This is a genomic window from Actinospica durhamensis (genome assembly GCF_018139695.1).
Classification (GTDB): Bacteria; Actinomycetota; Actinomycetes; order Streptomycetales; family Catenulisporaceae; genus Actinospica; species Actinospica durhamensis.
On record NZ_JAGSOG010000039.1, the window covers coordinates 15,923 to 37,610 of the forward strand.

22 protein-coding genes are annotated in these 21,688 nt (G+C 69.6%); 16 read left to right on the plus strand and 6 right to left on the minus strand.

From position 1 onward, the window contains the following. Positions 1 to 34: 34 nt before the first annotated feature. Entirely contained in the window at positions 35 to 1,492 is a 1,458-nt protein-coding gene (locus tag KDL01_RS10885; RefSeq protein WP_212528292.1) for an MFS transporter, read from the minus strand. A gap of 560 nt (positions 1,493 to 2,052) precedes the next feature. Between KDL01_RS10885 and KDL01_RS10890 the strand changes: the two genes are divergently transcribed. From KDL01_RS10890 to KDL01_RS10915, 6 genes are all read left to right on the plus strand, one after another. Continuing rightward, a complete protein-coding gene (locus KDL01_RS10890) occupies positions 2,053 to 3,027 on the plus strand; it encodes a LacI family DNA-binding transcriptional regulator (protein WP_212528293.1) in 975 nt (324 codons plus the stop codon). A 241-nt stretch (positions 3,028 to 3,268) separates the two neighbouring features. Further along, on the plus strand, positions 3,269 to 5,545 hold the full coding sequence (locus KDL01_RS10895) for a glycoside hydrolase family 3 C-terminal domain-containing protein (protein WP_212528294.1): 2,277 nt from the start codon (positions 3,269 to 3,271) through the stop codon (positions 5,543 to 5,545). Positions 5,546 to 5,690: 145 nt separating this feature from the next. Then, positions 5,691 to 5,846, plus strand: a complete 156-nt coding sequence (locus tag KDL01_RS10900; protein ID WP_212528295.1) for a hypothetical protein — start codon at positions 5,691 to 5,693, stop codon at positions 5,844 to 5,846. A 281-nt stretch (positions 5,847 to 6,127) separates the two neighbouring features. Beyond that, positions 6,128 to 7,006, plus strand: coding sequence for a hypothetical protein (locus KDL01_RS10905; RefSeq protein WP_212528296.1), 879 nt, complete (start codon positions 6,128 to 6,130; stop codon positions 7,004 to 7,006). Positions 7,007 to 7,058: 52 nt separating this feature from the next. Continuing rightward, positions 7,059 to 7,247, plus strand: a complete 189-nt coding sequence (locus KDL01_RS10910) for a hypothetical protein (RefSeq protein WP_212528297.1) — start codon at positions 7,059 to 7,061, stop codon at positions 7,245 to 7,247. Beyond that, complete coding sequence (locus KDL01_RS10915; protein ID WP_212528298.1) at positions 7,244 to 7,771, plus strand: transposase family protein; 528 nt, start codon at positions 7,244 to 7,246, stop codon at positions 7,769 to 7,771. The genes KDL01_RS10910 and KDL01_RS10915 overlap by 4 nt, the downstream gene beginning before the upstream one ends. Here KDL01_RS10915 and KDL01_RS10920 read toward each other — a convergent pair. Continuing rightward, the gene (locus KDL01_RS10920; RefSeq protein WP_212528299.1) at positions 7,755 to 8,687 is read right to left on the minus strand and encodes a S1 family peptidase; all 933 of its coding nucleotides are present in this window, start codon (positions 8,685 to 8,687) and stop codon (positions 7,755 to 7,757) included. The two genes, KDL01_RS10915 and KDL01_RS10920, sit on opposite strands and share 17 nt — an antisense overlap. A 271-nt stretch (positions 8,688 to 8,958) precedes the next feature. Between KDL01_RS10920 and KDL01_RS45880 the strand changes: the two genes are divergently transcribed. Together KDL01_RS45880 and KDL01_RS10930 are read left to right on the plus strand one after the other, a co-directional pair. Beyond that, positions 8,959 to 9,396, plus strand: a complete 438-nt coding sequence (locus tag KDL01_RS45880; protein WP_212528313.1) for an SMI1/KNR4 family protein — start codon at positions 8,959 to 8,961, stop codon at positions 9,394 to 9,396. Beyond that, positions 9,369 to 9,578, plus strand: a complete 210-nt coding sequence (locus KDL01_RS10930) for a hypothetical protein (RefSeq protein ID WP_212528300.1) — start codon at positions 9,369 to 9,371, stop codon at positions 9,576 to 9,578. Before KDL01_RS45880 ends, KDL01_RS10930 begins: the two co-directional genes overlap by 28 nt. A 43-nt stretch (positions 9,579 to 9,621) precedes the next feature. Here KDL01_RS10930 and KDL01_RS10935 read toward each other — a convergent pair whose 3' ends face one another. After that, a complete protein-coding gene (locus tag KDL01_RS10935; protein WP_438801956.1) occupies positions 9,622 to 10,176 on the minus strand; it encodes an acetylxylan esterase family protein in 555 nt (184 codons plus the stop codon). Positions 10,177 to 10,648: 472 nt separating this feature from the next. Here KDL01_RS10935 and KDL01_RS10940 point away from each other — a divergent pair, with 472 nt between their 5' ends. From KDL01_RS10940 to KDL01_RS10960, 5 genes are all read left to right on the plus strand, one after another. Next, complete coding sequence (locus KDL01_RS10940) at positions 10,649 to 10,798, plus strand: hypothetical protein (RefSeq protein WP_212528301.1); 150 nt, start codon at positions 10,649 to 10,651, stop codon at positions 10,796 to 10,798. A gap of 51 nt (positions 10,799 to 10,849) precedes the next feature. After that, entirely contained in the window at positions 10,850 to 12,472 is a 1,623-nt protein-coding gene (locus KDL01_RS10945) for an amino acid permease (RefSeq protein WP_212528302.1), read from the plus strand. Between the two features lie 91 nt (positions 12,473 to 12,563). Beyond that, positions 12,564 to 13,472 carry an acetamidase/formamidase family protein gene (locus tag KDL01_RS10950; protein WP_212528303.1) on the plus strand — a complete coding sequence of 303 codons (909 nt, stop codon included), beginning with the start codon at positions 12,564 to 12,566 and terminating at the stop codon, positions 13,470 to 13,472. Between the two features lie 82 nt (positions 13,473 to 13,554). Next, positions 13,555 to 13,824: a type II toxin-antitoxin system Phd/YefM family antitoxin gene (locus KDL01_RS10955; RefSeq protein ID WP_212528304.1), complete on the plus strand. Its 270-nt coding sequence runs from the start codon at positions 13,555 to 13,557 to the stop codon at positions 13,822 to 13,824. Next, on the plus strand, positions 13,821 to 14,078 hold the full coding sequence (locus KDL01_RS10960) for a type II toxin-antitoxin system RelE family toxin (RefSeq protein WP_212528305.1): 258 nt from the start codon (positions 13,821 to 13,823) through the stop codon (positions 14,076 to 14,078). Before KDL01_RS10955 ends, KDL01_RS10960 begins: the two co-directional genes overlap by 4 nt. A 142-nt stretch (positions 14,079 to 14,220) precedes the next feature. On the opposite strand, the gene KDL01_RS10965 is transcribed toward KDL01_RS10960, so the two are convergent. Both KDL01_RS10965 and KDL01_RS10970 read right to left on the minus strand, forming a co-directional pair. Beyond that, positions 14,221 to 14,913 (minus strand): ABC transporter ATP-binding protein, encoded by a 693-nt coding sequence (locus tag KDL01_RS10965; RefSeq protein WP_212528306.1) that lies wholly within the window; start codon positions 14,911 to 14,913, stop codon positions 14,221 to 14,223. A gap of 32 nt (positions 14,914 to 14,945) precedes the next feature. Continuing rightward, positions 14,946 to 16,427, minus strand: coding sequence for an FtsX-like permease family protein (locus KDL01_RS10970; RefSeq protein ID WP_212528307.1), 1,482 nt, complete (start codon positions 16,425 to 16,427; stop codon positions 14,946 to 14,948). A gap of 356 nt (positions 16,428 to 16,783) precedes the next feature. On the opposite strand from KDL01_RS10970, the gene KDL01_RS10975 reads away from it, so the two are divergent. The 3 genes from KDL01_RS10975 (at position 16,784) to KDL01_RS10985 (ending at position 20,675) form a co-directional block, all read left to right on the plus strand. Beyond that, a complete protein-coding gene (locus KDL01_RS10975) occupies positions 16,784 to 18,844 on the plus strand; it encodes a SpoIIE family protein phosphatase (RefSeq protein WP_212528308.1) in 2,061 nt (686 codons plus the stop codon). Between the two features lie 249 nt (positions 18,845 to 19,093). After that, on the plus strand, positions 19,094 to 20,188 hold the full coding sequence (locus KDL01_RS10980) for a hypothetical protein (RefSeq protein WP_246576264.1): 1,095 nt from the start codon (positions 19,094 to 19,096) through the stop codon (positions 20,186 to 20,188). Between the two features lie 115 nt (positions 20,189 to 20,303). Further along, the gene (locus tag KDL01_RS10985) at positions 20,304 to 20,675 is read left to right on the plus strand and encodes a hypothetical protein (RefSeq protein ID WP_212528309.1); all 372 of its coding nucleotides are present in this window, start codon (positions 20,304 to 20,306) and stop codon (positions 20,673 to 20,675) included. A gap of 133 nt (positions 20,676 to 20,808) precedes the next feature. Here the strand turns inward: KDL01_RS10985 and KDL01_RS10990 are convergent, their stop codons facing one another. After that, positions 20,809 to 21,351 carry a nucleotidyltransferase domain-containing protein gene (locus tag KDL01_RS10990; RefSeq protein ID WP_212528310.1) on the minus strand — a complete coding sequence of 181 codons (543 nt, stop codon included), beginning with the start codon at positions 21,349 to 21,351 and terminating at the stop codon, positions 20,809 to 20,811. Positions 21,352 to 21,688: the final 337 nt, after the last annotated feature.

The window sequence follows — 21,688 nt, forward strand, 5'->3', positions numbered from 1 at the left end:
TGCGCTGTGTCGGAGCGCGCTGGAGCGGCACGGGTCACACGGCCGAGGAGGCCTCCAACTGGTCGGCGGCACGGGCCTTCGGGATGATCAGCGTGAGCAGGGCGCCGAGGACCATGCAGCCGATGACCAGGTAGTAGCCGTGGGTGAACCCTGAGTCGTGGTAGAACTGCGTGCCCTGCAGCACAGTGCCGCCGTGGGCCATCACCACGAAGATCAGCTGGGAGGCCAGGGTCTGCGCCACGCCCTGGATCAGCCATTCCGTGCCGTTGGCCAGGGCCTGCTCCTGCGGTGCGACGGACTCGACGATCATGATGGGCATCACCGACAGGACCAGGCCCATGCCCGGGCCGGAGACCAGGCCCATCACGATGAACTCGGCGACGGTGTAGTGCCAGTGCGAGCCGATCGCGTATCCCACGGCCATCAGGACCGTGCCGAGCGCGAGCATCAGGCGCGAGTCGAAGCGGCGGGCGAGCTTCCCGGCGAAGACCGCGACGACGATGACCAGCGCGCTGGTCGGGGCTCCGGCCAGAGCGCTGCGCGAGACCGACCAGCCGAGCCCGTCGGAGACCATCGGGATCTTCGGCATGAGCGTGAGCAGCTGCACGACCGTGCCGACCGCGTAGGCCGCGCCCGCCGCGAGTCCGGTGGCCACCAGCACCGTCCACACCCGGCGCCGCCTGATCAGCGCCAGCGGCACCAGCGGATGGGCGATGCGGCTCTCCACGAACACGAACACGATGACGGCGACCAGGCCCGCCCCCACGTAGGCCAGCAGCTTGCCGCTGCTCCAGCCCCAACTCGAGCCCTCGCCGATCGCGTAGACCAGGGCGGTCAGACCGCCGCCGAGCAGGATGCCGCCGAGCCAGTCCATGCGCGCGTCGCGCTCACGCACCGGGCTCTCGGTCAGCCCGAAGACCTGCAGCAGCAGGCACGCCCCGGTGGAGATCACCAGGAACCACAGCGCTCCCCGGAAGCTCCAGGAGTCGATCAGCCAGGCCGACAGGAACGGCCCGGCCACGCCGACCAGGCCGATGCTGCCGGCGAGCAGTCCGCTGGCCGTCTTGACCATGCGCTGCGGGAAGGCGTCGCGCGCCATCGCGTAGGAGACCAGCGCGCTGGTGACGTAGACGCCGGTGAGGAAGCGGCCGGCGAGCATCACCGAGTAGTTCGTCGCGAGCGCGGCGATCACGTCGCCGACCAGGCCGACCGCGGTGCACACCACCATCGTGCGCTTCTTGCCGTACGCGGCGGCGCACTTCATCGTGAACGGCGTCAGGAACGTGCCGACCAGCACGGGCCCGAGGGTGAACCAGGCGATCTGGGTGGTGCGGAAGTGGATCGCGACGGAGGCCTGGGCGTTGCCGAGCAACAGGCCCGCGATCGGGTTGAGCGCGACGTTCCAGACCAGTGCTATCAGGACGACGATATGGCGCGCGGATATCGGCGCGCTCTCGGACTGCCGTTCCGGGGCGATGCTGACGGCTGACATGAGGGCCTTTCGGACAGTGGCGGGCAGGAGGTGAGCTGCGAGGTCGGCGGGGTGCGCGTCGCGGCGGGAGCGCACGGGACGCGGGAGGCGGGCGACCGGAGGGTCATCCCGTGCGGGCTCCGGCCGCGTCCGCCCCTGGGACCGGGTGCGCGAGTTGGCGCGCGGGCGGGCGGGAGGCGGTGCCGACGTCAAACTCTGTGGCCACGAGACTCTCCTTCGAGTCGTGTCAGAAGGCTGCGGAGAGCCCGGAGCGGCGGCCGCGCACCGCGGGAAGCGGGTGGCGGCAGGAGCGGGCTCCGGGCGAATATTCGATTACCCAACGTTACTGATGCGCGTCACTGGCGCGTGTCAGTATCTAACAGCAGTCGGTTGAGATCGACAAGGGCCGTCGGAGTCACGAAGAAGTAACGGCACGCGCGTCGGCGTCGGGTCGGCGGCTGCGGCGTTCCGGTTCGGCGAAGGGCCAGGCCCGCTAGACTGACGCGCGTCAGCCGGCGAGCGCGCCGGAACGCACGGACACGGGCACGCGAACACCGACATGCGCACAGCGCCGGAGGATCATGACACCCGCGAAGCGGACCACGAGCGCCGATGTCGCGCGGGTCGCCGGAGTCTCGCGCACCACCGTCAGCTACGTTCTTAATAACAGGCCCGGCGAGGTGATCCCGGAGGACACCCGGCGCCGGGTGCTCGAAGCCGCCGAGCGCCTGGCCTACCGCCCGCGGGCCTCCGCGAGGACCTTGGCCGGGGGACGTAGCGACATCGTCGTCCTGTCCATCCCCGACCTGCCGATCGGCCCGAGCATCAGCCGGTTCGTGGAGGAGTTGGCGACCTCGCTGGCCAAGCACGGCCTGACCCTGTTCACCCACCTGATGAGCGCGCACGGCCGCCCGCTGGCCGACGTGTGCGCCACCGTTGAGGCCGCGGCCGTACTCGGCTTCGGCTCCTTCGAGCCCGAGACGGTCGCCGCGCTCCAGCGCCTCGGGGTGGCGATGGTCGAGCCGGTCGACGCCGACTACAACGCCTCGATGGGCCCGATCGGGCGCTTGCAGGCCGAGCACCTGATCGAGCGCGGACACCGGCGCCTGGGCTACGCGCTGCCCGCCGAGCCGGGATTCCGGCAGATGGCCGAGGGGCGGCTGCGCGGAGCCGCCGCGGCGTGCGCCGCGGCCGGGCTGCCGGCCCCGGTCGCGCTGATCGCCGACCCGGAAGCCGCCGACGCCGAACAGGCGGTGAGCCAGTGGCGCGAACTGTCCGTCACCGGCGTGTGCGCGTTCAACGACGAGGTCGCCTTCGCCGTGCTCGCCGGGCTCCGGCAGGCCGGCCTCGGCGCCCCGCAGGACATGGCCGTGATCGGAGCCGACGACATCCCGACGGCGCGATTCGCGACCCCGCCCCTCTCGACCGTCTCGATCGACCTCGCCGAAGCCGGCCGGCACCGCGCCGAACAGGTCGTCACCGGCCTCGCGGGTGAGCGCGTCGATCTGTCATCCGCCCTGGTCAAGGTCGCCCTGGTGCACCGCGCCACCAGCTGAACCGCCGTCCCCGCGGCGCAGGCGGGCCGACCGGCCCTTCGCGTCGTCGGCCGCGGATCTGGACGTGGCTGGATGTGCCGGGACGTGCTTTTACCCGCCCGGAGTTGCCGAGATCGGTCGACTGCGGTTAGCTAGTGACGCGCGTCAGTGACGCGCGTCAGTGCTTGCTTCCGTGTATCCGCGCCTCCGCGTTCCCTGGCCCCCTTGGCCCCCTGGCCCCCTTGGCTCGAAGGAGAGTCCCATGCCCGATCCGACCGGCACCGCCGACTTGCTCGCAGCACTGTCACTCGAGGAGAAGGCCGCGCTGGTCTCCGGGCGCGGCGCCTGGGACACGGCAGCGTACGAGCGGCTGGGAATCGCCTCGATCACGCTGACCGACGGGCCGCACGGCCTGCGCCTGGCGGCCGACGAGGAGGGCACGGGGGAGTTCTCCCTGTCGAACGCCGTGCCCGCCACCTGCTTCCCGACCGCCTCGGCGCTCGGATCCTCCTGGGACCCGGATCTCATCGCACGGGTCGGCGAGGCTCTGGGAGCCGAAGCCCGGGCGTCCGGTGTCGGCGTACTGCTCGGGCCCGGGGTGAACATCAAGCGTTCGCCGCTGTGCGGGCGCAACTTCGAGTACTTCTCCGAGGACCCGGTGCTCACCGGCCGCCTCGGAGCCGCGCTGGTAGGCGGCGTGCAGAGCAAGGGTGTGGGCGCCTGCGTCAAGCACTTCGCCGCCAACAACCAGGAGACCGAGCGGCTCCGGGTGAGCGCCCAGGTCGACGAGCGCACGCTGCGGGAGATCTACCTGCCCGCGTTCGAGCACATCGTCACCACCGAGCAGCCGGCCGCGATCATGGCCGCGTACAACCGGGTCAACGGCGTCTACGCCACGCAGAACCGCATGCTGCTGACCGAGGTGCTGCGCGAGGAGTGGGGATTCCAGGGCGCAGTGGTCTCCGACTGGGGCGCCGTCGCCGATCCGATCGCGGCGATATCCGCGGGGCTGAACCTCGAAATGCCAGGTACCCACGGGGTCAGCGCCCGAAGGATCGTCGAAGCCGTCAAGTCCGGTGCCCTGGACGAAGCGGCGCTCGATCGCGCCGTGGCCGGCGTACTGCGCCTGGTGCAGAGCGTGCCGCACACCCGTGACGGCGCGGACAAGGTCGACTTCGCCCGCCACCACGCCCTCGCCCGGCAGGCCGCTGCCGAATCCGCCGTTCTGCTCAAGAACGAGAACAGCATCCTGCCGTTCGATCCCGAGGCCCAGCTCAGCATCGCGGTCATCGGCGACTTCGCCCACGAGCCGCGCTACCAGGGCGCGGGCAGCTCGCTGGTGAACGCGACCCGGGTGGAGAACGCGCTCGACGCCATGACGGGGATCGCCGGTAGGTCCGTGACCGTGACCTACGCGCGCGGATTCACCCAGGCGCAAGACGAGCGGGAGCCGGAGCTGCACGCCGCCGCCGTGGCCACCGCCGCCGCGGCCGACGTCGCAGTGCTCTTTCTTGGCCTGCCCGCGGGCGACGAATCCGAAGGCTACGACCGCACCCACATCGACCTGCCGCAGGACCAGATCCGCCTGCTCGAGGACGTCGCCGCAGTCAACCCGCGCGTCGTCGTCGTGCTGGCCAACGGGGGAGTGGTCCGGACCTCGACCTGGGAACAGCACGCCTCGGCGATCCTCGAAGGCTGGCTCGCCGGGCAGGCCGGCGGCGCCGCGATCGCCGACCTGCTGTTCGGCAAGGCCAACCCCTCCGGCCGACTCGCCGAGACCGTGCCGCTGCGCCTCGAAGACACCCCCGCCTACCTCAACTTCCCCGGCACCACCGACTCCGTCCTCTACGGCGAGCGCATCTACGTCGGTTACCGCCACTATGACGCCAAGACCCTGCCGGTCTCCTACCCGTTCGGCCACGGCCTGTCCTACACCACGTTCGCCTACTCCGACCTGCGCGCGAGCGTCGAGGGCGAAGGTGACGACGTCCGGATCCGGGTCTCGCTCACCCTCGCCAACTCCGGGACCCGTGCAGGCAAGGAGGTCGTGCAGCTCTACGTCGGTGACCCGATCGCCGGGGTCGACCGGCCCGCGCGAGAGCTCAAGGCGTTCGCAAAGGTAGAGCTGGCACCGGGCGAGTCACGAGACCTCGAGTTCGAGCTCGGTGCCCGGGACCTGTCCTACTTCGACGCCTCCGAACACCGCTGGATACTCGAGGCCGGCGAGTTCGAACTCAGCGTCGGCGCCTCCTCACGCGACCTGCGCCTGTGCGAGACCGTCACCGTGGACGCGCCCCCGCGAGCCCGACGCCTCAGCCTCGACTCGACCGTCGGGGAATGGCTGGCCGATCCCGTCGGCGCCCCCGTCCTGATCAGCACGCTCTCGGGCACCGGATCGTCCTTCCAGAACCCCGAGATCCAGCGCATGGTCGCGCAGGTGCCGCTCGGCAGGCTCGTCACCCTCACCGGCGGCCGCATCGACGCCGCGAAACTCGACCGTCTGATCGCGATCACCTCCCCGGACACGCCGAGCCGCTGACCAAGACCCGCTGCGTACCGATGCGCAAGCCGCTGCCCGGCGCGAGAGAGCGCCGGGCAGCGGCCAGTGGGGTGACCCCAACGAGGATCAGCTCGCAATCCGGCGCCCGAATCGGGTGAGGGCGAGTGCAGCTCGGGCGATCAGAGTGATTCTTCTTGGGCACGCCCACGCCGCGACCGATGCCGCGTCCCCGGCCATCCGCAAGGAAGCGATCAAGACACTGATGGATCTGGGCCCCGAGTTCCTGGATGCGATCCTCGAGACATTCGCCGCCGCGGGCGCAACGCGCTCCGAGCCGTAGGGCGCTGCGCGGCGCGCCCGGTATCTCGCGAGGATCGCCGACCGCCGCTCGATTACGGCCGCCTCTTTTCCAGGGAACCTGATGCCGACTCGCCGCGTCGAACCGGCATCAGCTCTCGAGTTCGTACGAGGGCGGCGATATATAAGGGGACAGCGATGAGGCGAGCAATTCTGGCAGGTGTCGTCTTGGCGACGCTGATGGCGAGCGGGTGCGCGAGCGCGGTGACGGTATCGGACGTGGGCGAAAGCCGTGCCATACCGACGAGCGGGTCGGTCGCACCGGTGCAGACGAAGAATGACTGCGCCGCCTACGCGCAGTCTGTGAAGTCCGGCGGCGACGGCGCGCAGTCGCCGGCCGGCACGCTTCCGGCAGATGCCCACCCGGTCTCGCTGCTCGAGTGCGTCCAGGCCGAGCAAGACGTCGCCGGCGAGGGCGAGTGGCAGGTCGTCAACACGGTCAGGTCGACCGGTTCCGTCGACGGTTTCGTCAATGCTCTGCGATCCGCCTACGTCAGGCCTCCGCAGTCGAGCCCGACGGAGTCCATCGCCTGCACCGCCATCGGCTACGTCCAGCAGTGGATCGTGCTGGTTGACGGCGACGGCACAGCCTACCGGATCGCCATCCCGTTCTGGGGTGTGTGTCCGGCACCCGATCCCGCTGTGCTCAAGGCCTTGGCGGCCGTGAAGACCACAATCGCCTCCACCGAGCGAATCCGGCAGACGCTGTCGGCGGGAGCGCAGTCGAGCGGATGCGACCAGCAGTTCGCTGAGGTGGCGTTCGTGTACGCGCAGGTGAACAGCTCGGGGACGAGTGCTCCCTTCTTCTCGGGGACGAACTCCGTCAAGACCTTCCGCGTCTGCTTCTATAAGCTCGCCGGCGCCTACGACAAGATCAAGCCCGCCGGCGAGTTCGAGTCCGCCGCGACGATCAGCGGCGGCCAAGCGGCCCTCGTCTACGACGGCCTGAAGAGCGCTCCTGTCGCCGCCGGGAAGAACTGCGCCGCACCGGCGACCGAGTACGCCACCCTGTTCGCCAATGCCGACAGCGGAAACTGGAGCGTGGTGGAACTCGGCGGCTGCCGGCTCGCGGCGCCGGGTTCGGGCCCTGACCGGCAAGCTCCCTCGTCCGTCATCCAGGCCCTGCTGGCGGCGAAGAAGTAGCAGCCACGGTCCGCTCCTGTCCGCCACGGTCCGCTCCTCGCCGCAGCGGACCGTGGCGGAGATCGCCGCGCAGCCGGGCGTCAGCGATCAGATCCCGCGCAAGTGGATGGACCAGGCCCGGATCGACGCGGGCGGGGATCAGGGCGGCGCGTTGACCACCGCTGAGCGAGACGAACTGCGCCGACTGCGCGAGGTGGCCGAAGCGCGAACTCCCCGGAGCAGGGAGACGGCCTTCCCATGACGTTGCGCCTCTTCCTCGTGGATCTCACGAGATCCAAGTATCAAGGATTTGGTAGTCGCGGGGAAGGTCGCCTCTCTGATCCTGGATGGCACGCTGATATCGACCGACCGACCGACCGGCTGGCCGAGCCAAAGGTCTCGAGGAAGGGCCGCGAGATCGACGCGTGGTACTCCGGGAAGAGCCGGGAGTTCGGCGGTGTGATCCAGGCGCTGATGGATCCGGTCGGTGAGCCCTTGTGGGTCTCGGACGTGCTTCCGGGCTCCACACGCGATGTGACCGCGGCCCGCGAACTGGTCCTGGCGATCGCCTGGCATTACACCGCCGAGATGCCGATCCTGGCCGACTGCGGGTACGAAGGCGCAGGCTGTCGGCGTGCTCACCCGGTCCCGCACCGCGCCGACGGAATCCCGAGCCGCCCTCGCCGTCGCGCGATTCGAACACAAGATCGCGAGCTGACTCTCGCTGGGATCACCTCATTGGGCGGATGGTGTGACGAAGTGGTCTTACTCAGTCTGAAACTTTGAGCGTGGCGCCGTAGGCCTGCAGGGCGGGGATGATCGGCTGATAGAACGACTGGGGTGTACCAGCCGCGCAGTCCACTGATCCGCCCGAGGTGATCCCCAGGGCAATTCCCTTGTCGAAGAGCGCACCGCCCGAATCCCCCGGCCTGGCGCACATGTCTGTTTCAATCATGCCCTGCACTCGCGTGCCATTGACATAATTGACGGTAACGTCGAGGCCCGTGACCATTCCAGCACTCAAGCCGCTGGTAGAACCGGACTTTTCGACACTCTCACCCACATACGCGTTCCCGGCAACATAGACCCGCTGCTGCTGGCCATCGTACAAGTTGACGGCCGCGGGCGAGGCCGCTGCTGCGGTGTAACGGGCGAGCGCGTAGTCAGGGTATCCCTTGGCAGGGTCGTTGAAGCTGGCATTGACCGTCGTCGCGACCGTGATCCCGAAGTTCGCCTCCCACGTCGAATTCGCCCATGCATTGTCGCCACAGTGTCCTGCTGTCAGAAATCCGTCCTGCCCCTCGCGCGTCAGGACATTGAAAGCCGCCGAGCAGCGACTCCGCGGCCTGTAGATGGCGTCACCGCCAACGAATCCCGGGCGTAGGTCGCCATGGAATGTCGTCACGGTGATATGGGCACCGGTGTGGGCCTCATCGGCGGCTACGGCGCTTTCGATCGCAGCGATCTCGTCAGGATCCGCGTTGTCACTGACTTCCACCACGACGTGGTCGGGTGCGGTCACCCCAAAGGCGGTGTCGGGATAGTAATCCTGGGCGTCAAGCTCGTGGATGGCCGCCCCTGCCGCGCCAGCCGCCCCCGGCGTCGCCTCGACCGCTGAGGCGGGAACGGCAGCGGCGATTCCGGACACGGTGACCACGGCGGTCGCGGCAAGCGCGACGGCACAGCGCGTAGCTAATCTCATGACCCTGACTGTCGCATGGCAATGCTTTTGACCAGCCCGGACACCCGACGGGCTCGGACACAAAACACCCGGTCGGCCGCGGCCCACGGCTCGCGCCGGATTTCGCCGGAATGGCGGATGCTGTGCCCTGGCCTGTTCGGGTTCACCTGGCTGCCGCTCGCGCGTATCCGGCCAGCTCTATCCCGGTCACTACGAGCAGGCGTAGAACGCGGTCGTCCTCGACGCCGACCCGCCGGCGACCGTCCGGCGCTGCCGCCGGCACCCCGGCTGGATTCCCTTCGCCGCCGACGAGAGCGGCAACTGTCTCGCCGTGGACATGGCGCCGGCCCGCGACGGCCGTCCGGGCCAGGTCATCGCGCTGGGCAGGGACCATCTGGACGGCCCGACATACGTCGCCGAGTCGGTGACAGCGCTCCTTGAGCGGTCCCTCGCCCTCCTCGAGCAAGGCTCTTACACAGTCGCGGACGGCGGAATCTACCTGGCCGGGCTCAGATCGTCTCGCAGCGCCGGAAAATTCGTGGGCGAGATGCCGGGCGAGGCGACAGCCCAGCTCCACGCCGTCTATCTGAAGGGCCGAGGTCCGGTCAGCTTGGCTCCCCTGGCGGGCGCGGCGAACCTGAGATTGCTGCAGGGTGTGGTCGAGGACTTGTCCCCGGTCGCCGCGTTGGCAGCGTCGCGGACATGCCCGACCTGCGCTACCTCGCGCTGAACGCGGCGCAGTGGATGACCCTGGCGGATCAGGGAACGTCGGCACCACACCTGGCCGCCGCCAGGTCGGTCGTCGCGGACGCCACCCTCGACATGGCACTGGCATGGACAGCCCGCCTCGGTCTCGACACCTCGTCCGCGCTGCGTGTGGGCGGCACCCTCACCGACAACAGCGCCACATGACCATGGCTCAACGCTGGAGCCGGTGCTGCCGGTCCCGCTGGCGTCAGGATGTGCTCGCCGTGCCGAGGCTACCCAGGTGGCGGGCGAAGAATCGGATCGAGCTGTCGATTTCGAACGAGGGGACTCCGAAGTGGCCGCCAGGGTTGGCGTGCAGGGTTTTCTCGGCTGAGCCGAGCGCGTCGTACAAGTTCATGACGGAGTCCCGGGGATTGCCTTGGTCGTCCCACTGCAGCAAGAACTCGACCGGAACCGTGATCCGCGCGGCGATGTCGAGTAGCCAGTCGCTTCCGACGAGGCCGAGGACCGCGGCCGTGATCCGGGGCTCGGCCGCGACGAGGCGTATGCCCATCTCGCCGCCCTGGGAGAGACCGTAGTATCCGACGGGCCGGCCGGTGCCGACGCAGTCCAGTTGCCGGAGTGCGTCGAGGGTGGTCTGCCAGTCGGGTATGAGCTGCGACGCCACGGTTTCGTTGAGGGCGGGCCACGCCGGGCCCAGGGGCTCGCCCGCCGCCTCTCGTTCCTTGATGAGCGCGACCAGCCGCCGGATCTCCGGGTGCTCCGGCCTGTCGCCGGTTCCCGGCGCGTCGATGGCGGCCACGGCGAAGCCGCAGGTGGTGACGTAGGGGAAGGCTCGGGAGACGACCTCCCATCCCTTCTTGTGCTGACCGCCGCCGTGTCCGATCAGGACCAGCGGACGCGGGCCGGAGCCCTCGGCGGGCGTCCAGAAACTCCGGGGATGTCTCCGATGGTGAAGAGCCGCTCGCGGATTCCGTCCGTGACGGTCTCTGAGGTGATGTGCACTGCGGAATTACATCAATATTCGTACTGGGGCCGCCAGCCATTTATCCGTTATCCGGGCGGACTGTCTGGACCGGACGGACCGGGAGACGACGGCGGTGTCGGTCCGGGGCGGAGCCCGTGGTCCTCCGGGACCGCAACGCGCCCCAGTTTTTCCTCGGTGACTATTGCGTCGCAGTATGCGATCGTGATATCACTTCACTCGATCATCAGGGTACTTTCTCACTGGCGATCGAAGGCGCCGCGGGCTGGGGGGACGGAGCGGTTTGCCGGTGTTCAGTCCTCGGTCCCCGCGACCCCGCCTCGATCCCGACCCGCCCTTCGACGACACGGACCCGCGCCGTGCGCGCGAAGCGGCCATGGGCGACTCGGAGGCGGTGCGCGACCTCACCGTCGCGGCCGCCGCGCACGATCAGACCTGATCAGACCCTTTATCTTCCCCGTCAGCGCTCTCACCTTCCGGAGTGACCGCCATGGCCGACGAAGCGAACCGAATAGACACCACGCAGGCCGCCCTGGCAGGCGATGCCGCCGACACCGACGAGCTGCACCGGCTCGGCTATCCCCAGTTGCTCAGCCGGGGCCTGACGGGCTTTCGCAACATGGGCGTGGCCTTCTCCATCATCTGCGTGATCGGCGGCGTGTCGATCATGTACTCCACCGGCATGAACGACGGCGGCCCGGCCGACCTGTTCTGGGGCTGGATCCTGGTGTCCGGCCTGATCCTGGCGCTGGGCGCGGCCATGGCCGAGGTCTGCTCCAGCTACCCGACCTCCGGCGGCCTCTACTACTGGTCGGCGAAGCTGGCCAAGCGCAACGCGCCGGCGTGGGCGTGGTTCACCGGCTGGTTCAACGTGCTCGGCCAGATCGCGGGCACCGCGGGCGCCTCCTACGGCGCGGCGTTCTTCATCGTCTCCTTCGGCGTGCTCGAGGGCTGGTGGTCCTACACCACCGACCACGTCGTGCTGGCCTACCTGATCGCCACCGTCGTGCTCGGCCTCGTGGTCACCTTCGGCCGCAAGCTCGTCGGCATCATCGGCGCGGTCAGCGTCTGGTGGCACACGCTCTTCGCGCTGGTGATGATCGGCGCGCTGATCTTCGCGCCCTCACACCACCAGAGCGCCGGGCAGGCCCTGACCCACTTCGTCAACGGCACCACCTTCCACTGGCCGATCTACGCGGCGCTGCTCGGCCTGCTGGTGGGAGCGGAGACCTTCACCGGCTACGACGCCTGCGCGCACCTGACCGAGGAGACCCGGCAGCCCGGCCTCGCCGCGCCGCGCGGCATGGTCCGCGCCATCGCCATCGCGGCCGTGCTCGGCACCCTGCTGATCGGGTCGCTCAACTTCGCCGTGCAGAACTACCAGCGCGAGGCGGCGGGCACCAAGACCGGCAACGCGGTCAGCGACATCCTGGTGGACGCGGTCGGCCTCGGCTTCGGCAAGGTGCTCGTCGCCGCGATCGTCATCGCGCTGCTGTTCTGCATCAACGGCAACCTGACCTCGAACTCGCGGATGATCTACGCGTTCTCCCGTGACTTCGCCCGGGCCGACGACGGCCGCACCCACCCGGTCTCGCGCAAGCTCAGCGAGGTGCACACCGCCAGCCGCGTGCCGCGCTACGCCGTCTGGGTCGCCGTGCTCGGCGCCTGCCTGCTCGGGGTGCTGAACCTGTGGAGCACGGTGGCGTTCAACGCCGCCATCACGATCAACGTCATCGGCCTCTACACCGCGTACGCGATCCCGGTGTTCCTGCGGCTGCGCCGCGGCGAGGAGTTCCAGCGCGGCCCCTGGCATCTGGGCAGGTGGTCGAACCTGGTCGGTTGGACGGCGGTGGTCTGGGTGGTCGCGGCGGACATCCTGTTCGTGCTGCCGGCCACCAACCCGGTCTTCGCCAGCGCGACGTTCCCGTACACGCTGCCGGTGTTCGTCGTCGTGATCGGCGGCGCGGCGCTGTGGTGGCAGCTGTCGGCGAAGAACTGGTTCGCCGGCCCGCGCTCGCTCGGCACGCCCGAGCAGCTCGCGGCGATCGAGCAGCAGCTGGTCACGGTCCGCGAGCCGAGCACTGTGGCGAGCCCGGAGGCCGCGGCCGGCTGAGGCCCGGGATACTCGATCGACTCGGCACGACCCCTGACGCGGCGGCCGGGCCCCGGCCGCCGCGTTCGCGCGACTCGAAGGAGCAGCAAGGATGCACCTGGGAACCGACACCGTCCACTACGCCTGGGACAACGAACTCGCGCCCGCACTCGAACTCGACGGATCCGGCACGGTCGAACTCGACCTGCTCGACTCCGCCGCGGGCCAGTTCGGCCCGACCTCCACCGCGGACAGCCTCGGCGCCCTCGACTTCGCCCGGGTCAACCCGGTCACCGGCCCGATCCTGGTACGCGGCGCCGAGCCGGGCGACGCGCTGCTGGTCCGGGTGCGGGAGCTCTCGACCGGCCCGTGGGGCTGGTCCGCGAACATCCCCGGCTTCGGCCTGCTGGCCGAGGACTTCCCGGACGCCGCGTTCGTGCACAGCCGGATCGACGAGAAGGGCGTCGAACTGGACTTCGGCCCGCTGCTGCCCGCGCTGCCGATGATCGGCACCCTGGGCCTGGCCCTGCCCGAACCCGGCCGCCACCCGCTGCTCCCGCCCTCGCGCTTCGGCGGCAACATGGACATCCGCCAGCTCGGCCGGGGAAGCAGCGTGCTGCTCCCGGTCGGTGTGCCCGGCGCGCTGCTCTCACTCGGCGACGCGCACGCGGCGATGGGCGACGGCGAGATCTGCGGTACGGGCGTGGAGACCTCGGCGCGCACCGTGCTCGAGATCGAACTCGTCAAGCACCGCCCGATTCCCTCGCCGATCCTGGAGACCGCGCCCGCCGCCCGCCGCTCCGGGCCCGCGCTGGTGACCACCGGTATCGGCCCCGACCTGCGCGCCGCCGCCCGCGACGCCGCCCGCGCCTTGGTGGACGAGACGGTCAGGCGCACCGGCCTGAGCCCCGTGCACGCCTACGTGCTCGCCTCCCTGACCGCGGACCTGATCGTCAGCGAGATCGTGGACCTGCCGAACTACGTCGTCTCGTTGCACCTGCCGAGCGACGTACTGGGCTGAACCCGCGCGGCGCGCGCGGCCGACCGGGGCAATCCGGGCCGACTCGTTCCGATCCCGCCTCCACGCGTGTAGCGTCATGCGTATGACCGACACCGATCACCGCTCCATCGAGGACGCGAGAGCACACCTGGGTCGGGTCGTGCGCGACGCCTCTGCCCACGGCCGCCGCACCGTGATCATCGACGGTCACGACGCGGCCGTGGTCATGTCGCGTACGGAACTCGAGAACCTCGAGGACGCCGCCGCGCTCGCGCAGTGGCGCGCGGCCGGCTCGCCCATCGCCGGCACGCTCGAGGACCTGGCGGCCGAGCTCGGCATCGAGGTCCCCGACGCGCACGAGCGCGTGGCGTGAGGCTGGAGATCGGGCCGCTGTTCAAGAGCGCCGCGGTCGAAGCGGCGAAGGAAGACCAGGACGGCTTCGCCGAGCTGCACAGCGTGCTGCGGCTGCTGCCGAGCAACCCGCGGCCGGACGACTCCGCGGAATGGAGCGTCGACGACTTCGGCGAACTGCGCCGCCTGCGCTACGCCGGATACCGCGTGCTCTATGTGATCGACGAGGCGCAGGATCGAGTGGTGTTGATCCGGCTCGGTCGGGACGCCACATAGATCGACGCGCGGGCCGGGCGTGAAGTGCCCTGGCCTACCCGGGCCCCTGGCCTGCCCTGACTTGCCCTGACCGCCGAGAGCGACGAACTCGCTGCCCGAAGGCATTCGCTCTACATTCGCTCTCGGCGGTCGGGCCCGGTCCTCAGCCGTCGACGCGCTCCCGCTTGATGGTGAGCTTGCCGTGCTTGATCTGGGCGAGCCGGGGCACGCGCTTGGAGAGCGCGGAGTCGTGGGTGACCATGATCACCGTCAGGCCGCGCTCCGCCCACAGCCGCTCGAGCAGGGCGAAGATGTCGTCGCGGGTCTCCTCGTCCAGGTTGCCGGTGGGCTCGTCGGCGAGGATCACCTTCGGCTCCTTGACCAGGGCCCGGGCGATGGCGACGCGCTGCTGCTGCCCGCCGGACAGTTCGGTCTGCAGATGCCCGAGCCGCTCGCCCAGGCCGACCTCGGTCAGTGCCCTGACTGCCCGCTCGCGCCGCTCGGTGGCCGGGATGCCGAGCGGGACCAGCGCGGTCTCGACGTTCTCCTGCGCGGTGAGCGTGGGAATGAGGTTGAAGCCCTGGAAGATGTAGCCGAAGTTCTGCGCGCGCAGCTTCGTCAGCTGCATCTCGCCCATCTTGGCCAGCTCCTGGCCGTCGAACTTGAGCGAGCCGCCGCTGGGCCGGTCGAGGCCGCCGAGCAGCTGGAGCAGGGTGGACTTGCCGTGGCCGGTGGGTCCCTGGATGGCGAGCATGTCGTTGTCGGGGATGACCACGTCCACGCCCTGGAGCGCGTGGACCTTCTCACCCTTGCGCTTGCCGTCGTAGACCTTCGTCAGCCCGCTGATCTCATACATCGATCTGAATCCTTTTGTTCGAGGCGCGGGGCCTAGGCGACCTTGCTCAGGGCGTCGGCCGGGCGGAGGGAGGAGGCGCGCCAGCCACCGAGGGCGCCGGCGATCAGTCCGCCGAGGACCGCGAGCGCGACGGCGATCAGCAGGATGTTCAGGTGCACCGGCGCCGTCAGGTGCACCGTGATGTCGTTGGCCGGCTTCCTGAACCGGCTGGCGCCGCCACCGCCGCCGAAGCCGCCCGTGGTGGTGCTCGCGCTGCTGGTGGAGGCCGCGGCGGTGAGCTGGGGGGCGACCTTGTCGATGACGAGGGCGCCGGCGAAGCCGAGCCCGATGCCGAGCACTCCGCCGATCAGGCCGGTGACGATGGACTCGCCGAGCACCTGGCGCACCACCCGGCGCGAGGTCCAGCCGATGGCCTTGAGGGTGCCGAACTCGCGGGTGCGCCGGCCGACCGCGGACATCGTGAGCAGCGCCGCGATCAGGAAGGCGGCCGCCAGGACGCCGATGACGAGCCACCTGCCGAGGTTGGTGAGCAGCGAGGCGGTGGAGGAGAGCGAGCCGGAGACCGAGTCGGCCAGCTGGGCCGAGGTGGAGACGGTGGCGCCGGAGGCGGTCTTGCCGATCTCGCTCGCGACCGCGCTGATCTGGGTGCTGCTGGCCGCCTTGACGTAGACCGTGGTGACCTTGCCGGTCTCACTCGAGATCTTCTGCGCCTCGGCCAGCGGCAGGAAGTAGTCCTCGTCGGAGGACGTCGTCACGATGCCCACGACGGTGAACTTCGTGCCGCCCAGCGTCTCGGTGGCGCCGACCTTGATGTTCTGCTGCGTCGCGTAGCTCGAGTTGACCACGGCGACCGCGGCGCTCGAGTCGGCGGCGCTCAGCTCGCGTCCGGAGGCGAGGGTGACCGAGGACATCGGGCCGATCGTCATGTCGGAGACGTCCACGCCCTGCATCGTGGTCTGGTTGAAGCTGAAGTTGCCCGACGGACCGCCGGCGCGGAAGCCGCCGCCGGAGCCGCCGCCGTAACCGGAGCCGGAGCGATCGCTACGGCCGGTGGACCCGGTGGACCCGGTGGTCGAGGGCGCCTGGGTGAAGCTCTGGGTGAGCTTCCCGCTGACGTTGAAATCGGTCAGCGAGAGGCTGCCGACCGCGTCGGAGACCCCGGACAGGGCCTTGACCTTGGTCAACGTGGTGGTGGCCAGCGTGCCCGAGCCCATGGCCACCCGCGCGGTGTCCTGCGAGGCGGTCGTGGTCTTGGTGCCGGTGGTCGTCTGCGCCTGGCCGCTGAACCCGAAGCTCTGCGCCCCGCCGGAGCCGCGGGTGGCCGGCTGGGTCACCGTGATGTCGGTGCCGACGCCGTAGAGCGACTTGAGCACGTCCGTCTGCGCCGCCTTGACGCCGTCCGAGGCGGAGCTGACCGTGATGGCCAGACCGATCCCGAGGGCAAGGCCGAGCGCGATGACGAGGGCTTGCCGAGCGCGTCTGCGCAGCTCACGGCCCAGATAGGTGAAGAACATCGGTGGTCCCTGATCTCTGGTGACAGTCGAGGAGAAGACTCCGAGGCGGACCGAGACCGCGTCGGCTTACGGCCCGGAATCTCGCTCAATCACCTTCGCCGAATGTTAACCACCGATGAAATTGCTCTCAGGATCTGAGCTTCTTATGGGATCCTTGGCTTGATCTCATCTGCCCCTCCGCCGGCGCCCGGCGTCGCCGCGGTGGCGAGGGCAGACGCACTCGCGCTCGCCTCAAGGGCCCGTGCCGGTGGCGGCGGCACGCCAGGAATGCTTTGATCGCAGGGTGAATTGTTCCTTATCGTCACCTAGGAGGCGCTATGGGCGCTGCCGGTGATGGTGGGGGCGGCGAGCGTGGCATGCTGGAGACGAGCGAGGTCGATGCGGCTGTCCTGGCCGCCCTCTTCGACTCGCCGATCAGCCTCTACGTGCTCGACTCCGCACTGCGACTGGTCCGCTTCAACCCCTCCGCGCGACGCTTGCGTGACTTCCCGATCGCGGGCGTGATGGGGCAACCCGTCTCCGAGGTGCTGCGCCTGTTCGACCTGGACCAGCCCGAACGGGCGGCGCAACTCGCCCGCGACGTGCTCGAGACGGGTACGCCCGTGCTCGACGAGTGGTTCACGGCCCGCAGCCGGGACCCGGTGGTCGAGTCGGTGCATTCGGTCGCGTATTTCCGCCTGCACGATCGCGAAGGCGGGGTCCTGGGGGTGCTCGTCGCCGTAACCGACGTCACCACGAGGGCCGCGGCCGAGGAGCGGGTGCGACTGCTCAACCTCGCCAGTACGCGGATCGGCACCACCCTGGACGTGTACCAGACGGCGATGGAAATGTGCGATGTCAGCGTGCCGCGCTTGGCCGACGCCGTGGCCGTCGACGTGCTCGACTCGCTGCTGCGCGGGGAGGTGCCGCCTCCCGGGGCGGTCCTCAAGGGGCAGTCGCTGCGGCGCGCCGGATTCTTCTCCGTCTCCGGCAGGCAAGGCGTCCCGGCGGTGGGCGAAGGTTCCTCCTACCCCTACGACACGCCCTACGACCGTGTTCTGGCGACGTTGCGGCCGCAGCTGATCCCGCAGCTCGACCCCGATGCCCTGTGGCTGGAGCGCGATCAGCGGGGCAACCGGCTGCGCGACGCCGGAGTGCACTCCATGATGTCGGTGCCCCTCTCGGCGCGCGGCTCGGTTCTCGGCCTCGCCAGCTTCTACCGCTGGCAAAACCCCGTGCCTTTCGACGCCGCGGACCTGGAACTCGCCGAGCAGGTCGGCGCGGTCGCGGCGCTGTGCCTGGACAACGCTCGGCTCTACACCCGCGAACGCTCCGTCGCACGCCTGCAGGGGGCCTCCGGCCGGCGACCGGGCGAAGAGTCGGTGCGCTCCGCCGTGGAGACCGCGCACGCGTACCGGCCGGCCGGGGCAGGCGGAGCCTGGTTCGACGTGATCGCCCTGTCCGGTTCCCGCGTCGCTCTCGTGGTGGGTGACAGCACCGGGCTCGGCGCGCACGCCGCCGCGGCGATGGGCGAACTGCGCGCCGCGAGCGCCGCGCTGTCCGGGCTGGACCTGCTGCCGGACGAGCTCCTCGAACGACTGCACGTGATGGCGGGTAAGCCGCACCGGCGTGAGGCCTCGACCGACGGCTCGGCCGAGGGCGAAGCCCGGCGCGAGACCTGCTTGTACGTCGTCTACGATCCGGCGACCCGGATCTGCTCGGCAGCCAGCGCGGACCACCCACCGCCGATCGTGGCCTACGCCGACGGACGCGTCGAGGAGTTGGACGTCCCGCAGGGGCCACCCCTCGGCCACGGTGCGGCACAGTACGACGCATCCGAACACGAGCTGCCCGAGGGCGCCGTCCTGCTGCTGCGCAACGACGCGTTCATCCAGACCGGCTGGGACGGGGCCACGCCGCATTCCGCGCTGTTGACCAGTGCCGCCACGTCGCCCGATGTCTCGCTCAAGGACGTGTGCGACGCGCTCATGAACGCCGCCGCCTTCCCGCCCGAGCGAGACGCCATCGTGCTTCTCGCCCGCACCCACGCGCTGCACCCCTCGCAGACCGCGTCCTGGACGCTGCCCGCGACCTTCGAGGCGGCCGGACAGGCCCGCAGGCTGGCCACCACGCAGCTCAAGGACTGGGGGATCGAAGCGCTCAGCGACAGCACCGAACTCGTCGTCAGTGAGCTGGTCACCAACGCGCTGCGGTACGCCGAAGGGCCCATCGGCCTGCGCCTGATCTGCGACCGCACCCTGACCTGCGAGGTCACCGACGACAGCAACACCGCGCCCCGGCTGCGCCGCGCACACGACGACGACGAAGGCGGCCGCGGACTGTTCATCACCGAACAGCTGACGCAGCGTTGGGGCGCACGCCCGAACCGGCAGGGCAAGACGATCTGGGCCGAGCAGCCGCTCGAATCGACGCCGTGAAGGACTGGGGGGACGTGGAGACGAAGGGTGCTTACGGCACCCGCGTGCTGCGGATTTCGGGGTTACGCCGGGGAGGCATCTGAGAGACATCTGAGAGGGCGCTACCATCGGCGGGTGTTTCTTCCTCGGCGCCTCGCAGCCACATCGACGCTCATAGCCGGCCTGACCCTGGCCGCGGGTTCGCTGTCCGGATGCGGCTCCGCCGCCGCTCCGGCCGTCTCGGCGGCGGACTCGCATCCCGTGAGCATCATGACCACGACCCCTGCGACTCTCGCCTCGAGGCCGGCGTCCGCCTCGCCGCCGCCCAGCCCCTCGCCCCGGCCTAGCGCCGCGCGATCGACCGCGGCCGCCGCGTTGCCGGCTCCCGGAAACCCCGACGGGCACGCGACGATCCCGGCGGCAGCCGATGCGGTCGACACCTCGCACCCGACACGAGTGGTCGGTGACGGGACCGCGTCGAGTTGCACGTCCGCGGCCGTGGTCAGCGCTGTGGCAGAGGGCGGCGTGATCACCTTCTCCTGCGGACCGGCCCCGGTCGTCATCACCATGGCCGCCACGGCGAAGGTGGTGAACTCCGCCCAGACCGTCGTGCTCGACGGCGGCGGCAAGGTCACGCTCAGCGGCGGCGGCAAGCGCCGGATCCTGTACATGAACACGTGCGACCAGGCGCAGACCTGGACCACCTCGCACTGCCAGAACCAGGAGTATCCGCAGCTGACGCTGCAGAACCTCGTCTTCACCGACGGAGACTCCACCGGCCAGGACGCCTTCGGCGGCGGAGGCGGCGCCGTCTTCGCCAGCGGTGGCCGGCTGAAGATCGTCAACGACCGCTTCACCGGCAACCGCTGCGACTCCACCGGCCCCGACCTCGGCGGCGCCGCGGTGCGCGCCCTGGAGCAGTACGACAATCTGCCGGTCTACGTCGTCAAGAGCACCTTCGGCGGCGCCCCCGGCCTAGGCGGCGTGTGCTCCAACGGCGGCGCGCTCAGCAGCATCGGCGTGTCCTGGGACGTGCTCGACTGCGTGATGACCTACAACCAGGCGATCGGCGTCGGCGCCAACCCGGCCCGCAGCGGCACACCCGGCGGCGGCAGCGGGGGAGCGATCTACAACGACGGCAACACCTACACCCTGACCATCGCCGGCTCGGTCATCGAGCACAACCAGGCCAACGAGGGCGGCGGCGCGGTGTTCTTCGTCAGCAACGACCGCACCGGCACCCTGACCATCGACGACTCCACCCTGAGCTCGAACGTCAACAAGGGCTTCTTCACCGCCGGGTATCCCGGAGTCTTCTTCCTCGGCCACGGCAGCCCGGTCGTCGACGGATCCAGCCTGGAGTGAGCAGCGCTCTGGCCGGTGCTCGGGGCCGCGCGTGAAGCGGCGTCGCAGAGCACGCTTGCCCTGGTCGCGCCGAAAAGCGATTCCCTCCCGACCCGGCACCTGCGAGGATCCGGCCATGAACACCCGCGAACCTGACTACATGAGGCTCTTGGTCGAATCGCTCGAGATCCTTGCTGCCGACCCGCAAGTGCAGATCGCGTTCATCGACAAGCCCGGACTCAGCGCGGACGACCTCGCAGAAGACCACGTCGCCCCCGCGGGGAACGCCAAGTGGATGCACGCGGTGGGACTGATCAGCCTCGAGGTCAGAGTGCGGGCTGAGCGCATCGACGAACTCTTCACCGCGATGAGCGGCGCCGCCAACGCCGAGCGATGGACCCACCTCGCCCTCCAGACCGACCCCGGCTGGGCCGAAGTACGAACCCTCGCCCGCGAAGCCCTCGCCATGCTCCAACCGGGTGCAGTCGGCACCGAAAACGTGCGCTGACCGGCGGACAACCGAAGACCCTCTAAGGAGCCTGGGCGGCTCTTCGTCCGCTCACCCAGTTCTCTGGCTGGCATCCGTTCTCATCGACCGGAAGTTCGAATCCGCCGTCGGACACCTCGAGGTACAGGCGTCCTCATCCAGTTCGGCCGTGCTCACCGCTGGGCTGGCTGGTGCGAAATGGTTCGGGCACGGTGAGGCCGAAGTGGGCGCAAAGCTGGGTGACGTCAGAGACGTCTACGGCGCGGGTTGGGTAGCCGGTGTGGCATCGCAGTGCCCACTCTGGGGCCTCGCAGCGGACGACCGTTTCGAGGATCCGGCCTTCGCCACGGAGGTCGGCCGTGGTGAACTGGGCTCCGTCTATGACGCTGCCGTAGTGAACGACTCCGTTGGCGAGTTCCTCGTACAAGTGGAGGTCGACTCGCAGGTGCTCGCCGTCGTGGAGCACGAAGTTCCATGGCCGGTCGCCGCCCCAGGGCAGTACGCGGTCGATGCCGAGGCGCGAGAACGCGGCGATCAGCGGGTCGAGGTCGGCGGCGGGAAGCCAGAGGTCGAGGTCGGAATGTTCGCGCGTCTGCCTGCCGATCAGCGCGTCTACGGCCCATCCGCCGCCGACGCAGGCTCGAACGTCGTGAGCGTCGAGCTCCGCGAGCACTGACATCGCCGACTCGGCTGCCATGACGTGGTTGTGCATCCGCCGCCTCCGATCTGCTTACGCTTGCAGCACGGTGAAGTTTGGTGAACCGAAATGCCAAGTATCATACTCGATTACATTCTCATGAAAATGGGCTAAGTTAGACAGCTGAGATTTGGTGCGGTGGGGTCTGTCAGGACCCAGGCTGCCCAGACACGACACGCCTCTGTGATCGAGATCACACCCCCCTCGACGCCCCGCCATGGGGCCTGGCCTGCGTAAGACGGCCGCGGCCTTGATCAGAGAACTGCTGGTGAATCAGGGGTTCCATAGTCTGTGGTTCATACTTTTCGCAAGCGAAATGACCGGCATTGAGGTCAGC

Bases quoted from the DNA above. Each gene is read 5' to 3' on its own strand.
- KDL01_RS10885 (WP_212528292.1), bottom strand. From the start codon at position 1,492: ATGTCAGCCGTCAGCATCGCCCCGGAACGGCAGTCCGAGAGCGCGCCG.
- KDL01_RS10890 (WP_212528293.1), top strand. From the start codon at position 2,053: ATGACACCCGCGAAGCGGACCACGAGCGCCGATGTCGCGCGGGTCGCC.
- KDL01_RS10895 (WP_212528294.1), top strand. From the start codon at position 3,269: ATGCCCGATCCGACCGGCACCGCCGACTTGCTCGCAGCACTGTCACTC.
- KDL01_RS10915 (WP_212528298.1), top strand. From the start codon at position 7,244: ATGACGTTGCGCCTCTTCCTCGTGGATCTCACGAGATCCAAGTATCAA.
- KDL01_RS10920 (WP_212528299.1), bottom strand. From the start codon at position 8,687: ATGAGATTAGCTACGCGCTGTGCCGTCGCGCTTGCCGCGACCGCCGTG.
- KDL01_RS10930 (WP_212528300.1), top strand. From the start codon at position 9,369: ATGCCCGACCTGCGCTACCTCGCGCTGAACGCGGCGCAGTGGATGACC.
- KDL01_RS10945 (WP_212528302.1), top strand. From the start codon at position 10,850: ATGGCCGACGAAGCGAACCGAATAGACACCACGCAGGCCGCCCTGGCA.
- KDL01_RS10950 (WP_212528303.1), top strand. From the start codon at position 12,564: ATGCACCTGGGAACCGACACCGTCCACTACGCCTGGGACAACGAACTC.
- KDL01_RS10955 (WP_212528304.1), top strand. From the start codon at position 13,555: ATGACCGACACCGATCACCGCTCCATCGAGGACGCGAGAGCACACCTG.
- KDL01_RS10965 (WP_212528306.1), bottom strand. From the start codon at position 14,913: ATGTATGAGATCAGCGGGCTGACGAAGGTCTACGACGGCAAGCGCAAG.
- KDL01_RS10970 (WP_212528307.1), bottom strand. From the start codon at position 16,427: ATGTTCTTCACCTATCTGGGCCGTGAGCTGCGCAGACGCGCTCGGCAA.
- KDL01_RS10975 (WP_212528308.1), top strand. From the start codon at position 16,784: ATGCTGGAGACGAGCGAGGTCGATGCGGCTGTCCTGGCCGCCCTCTTC.
- KDL01_RS10980 (WP_246576264.1), top strand. From the start codon at position 19,094: ATGACCACGACCCCTGCGACTCTCGCCTCGAGGCCGGCGTCCGCCTCG.
- KDL01_RS10985 (WP_212528309.1), top strand. From the start codon at position 20,304: ATGAACACCCGCGAACCTGACTACATGAGGCTCTTGGTCGAATCGCTC.
- KDL01_RS10990 (WP_212528310.1), bottom strand. From the start codon at position 21,351: ATGGCAGCCGAGTCGGCGATGTCAGTGCTCGCGGAGCTCGACGCTCAC.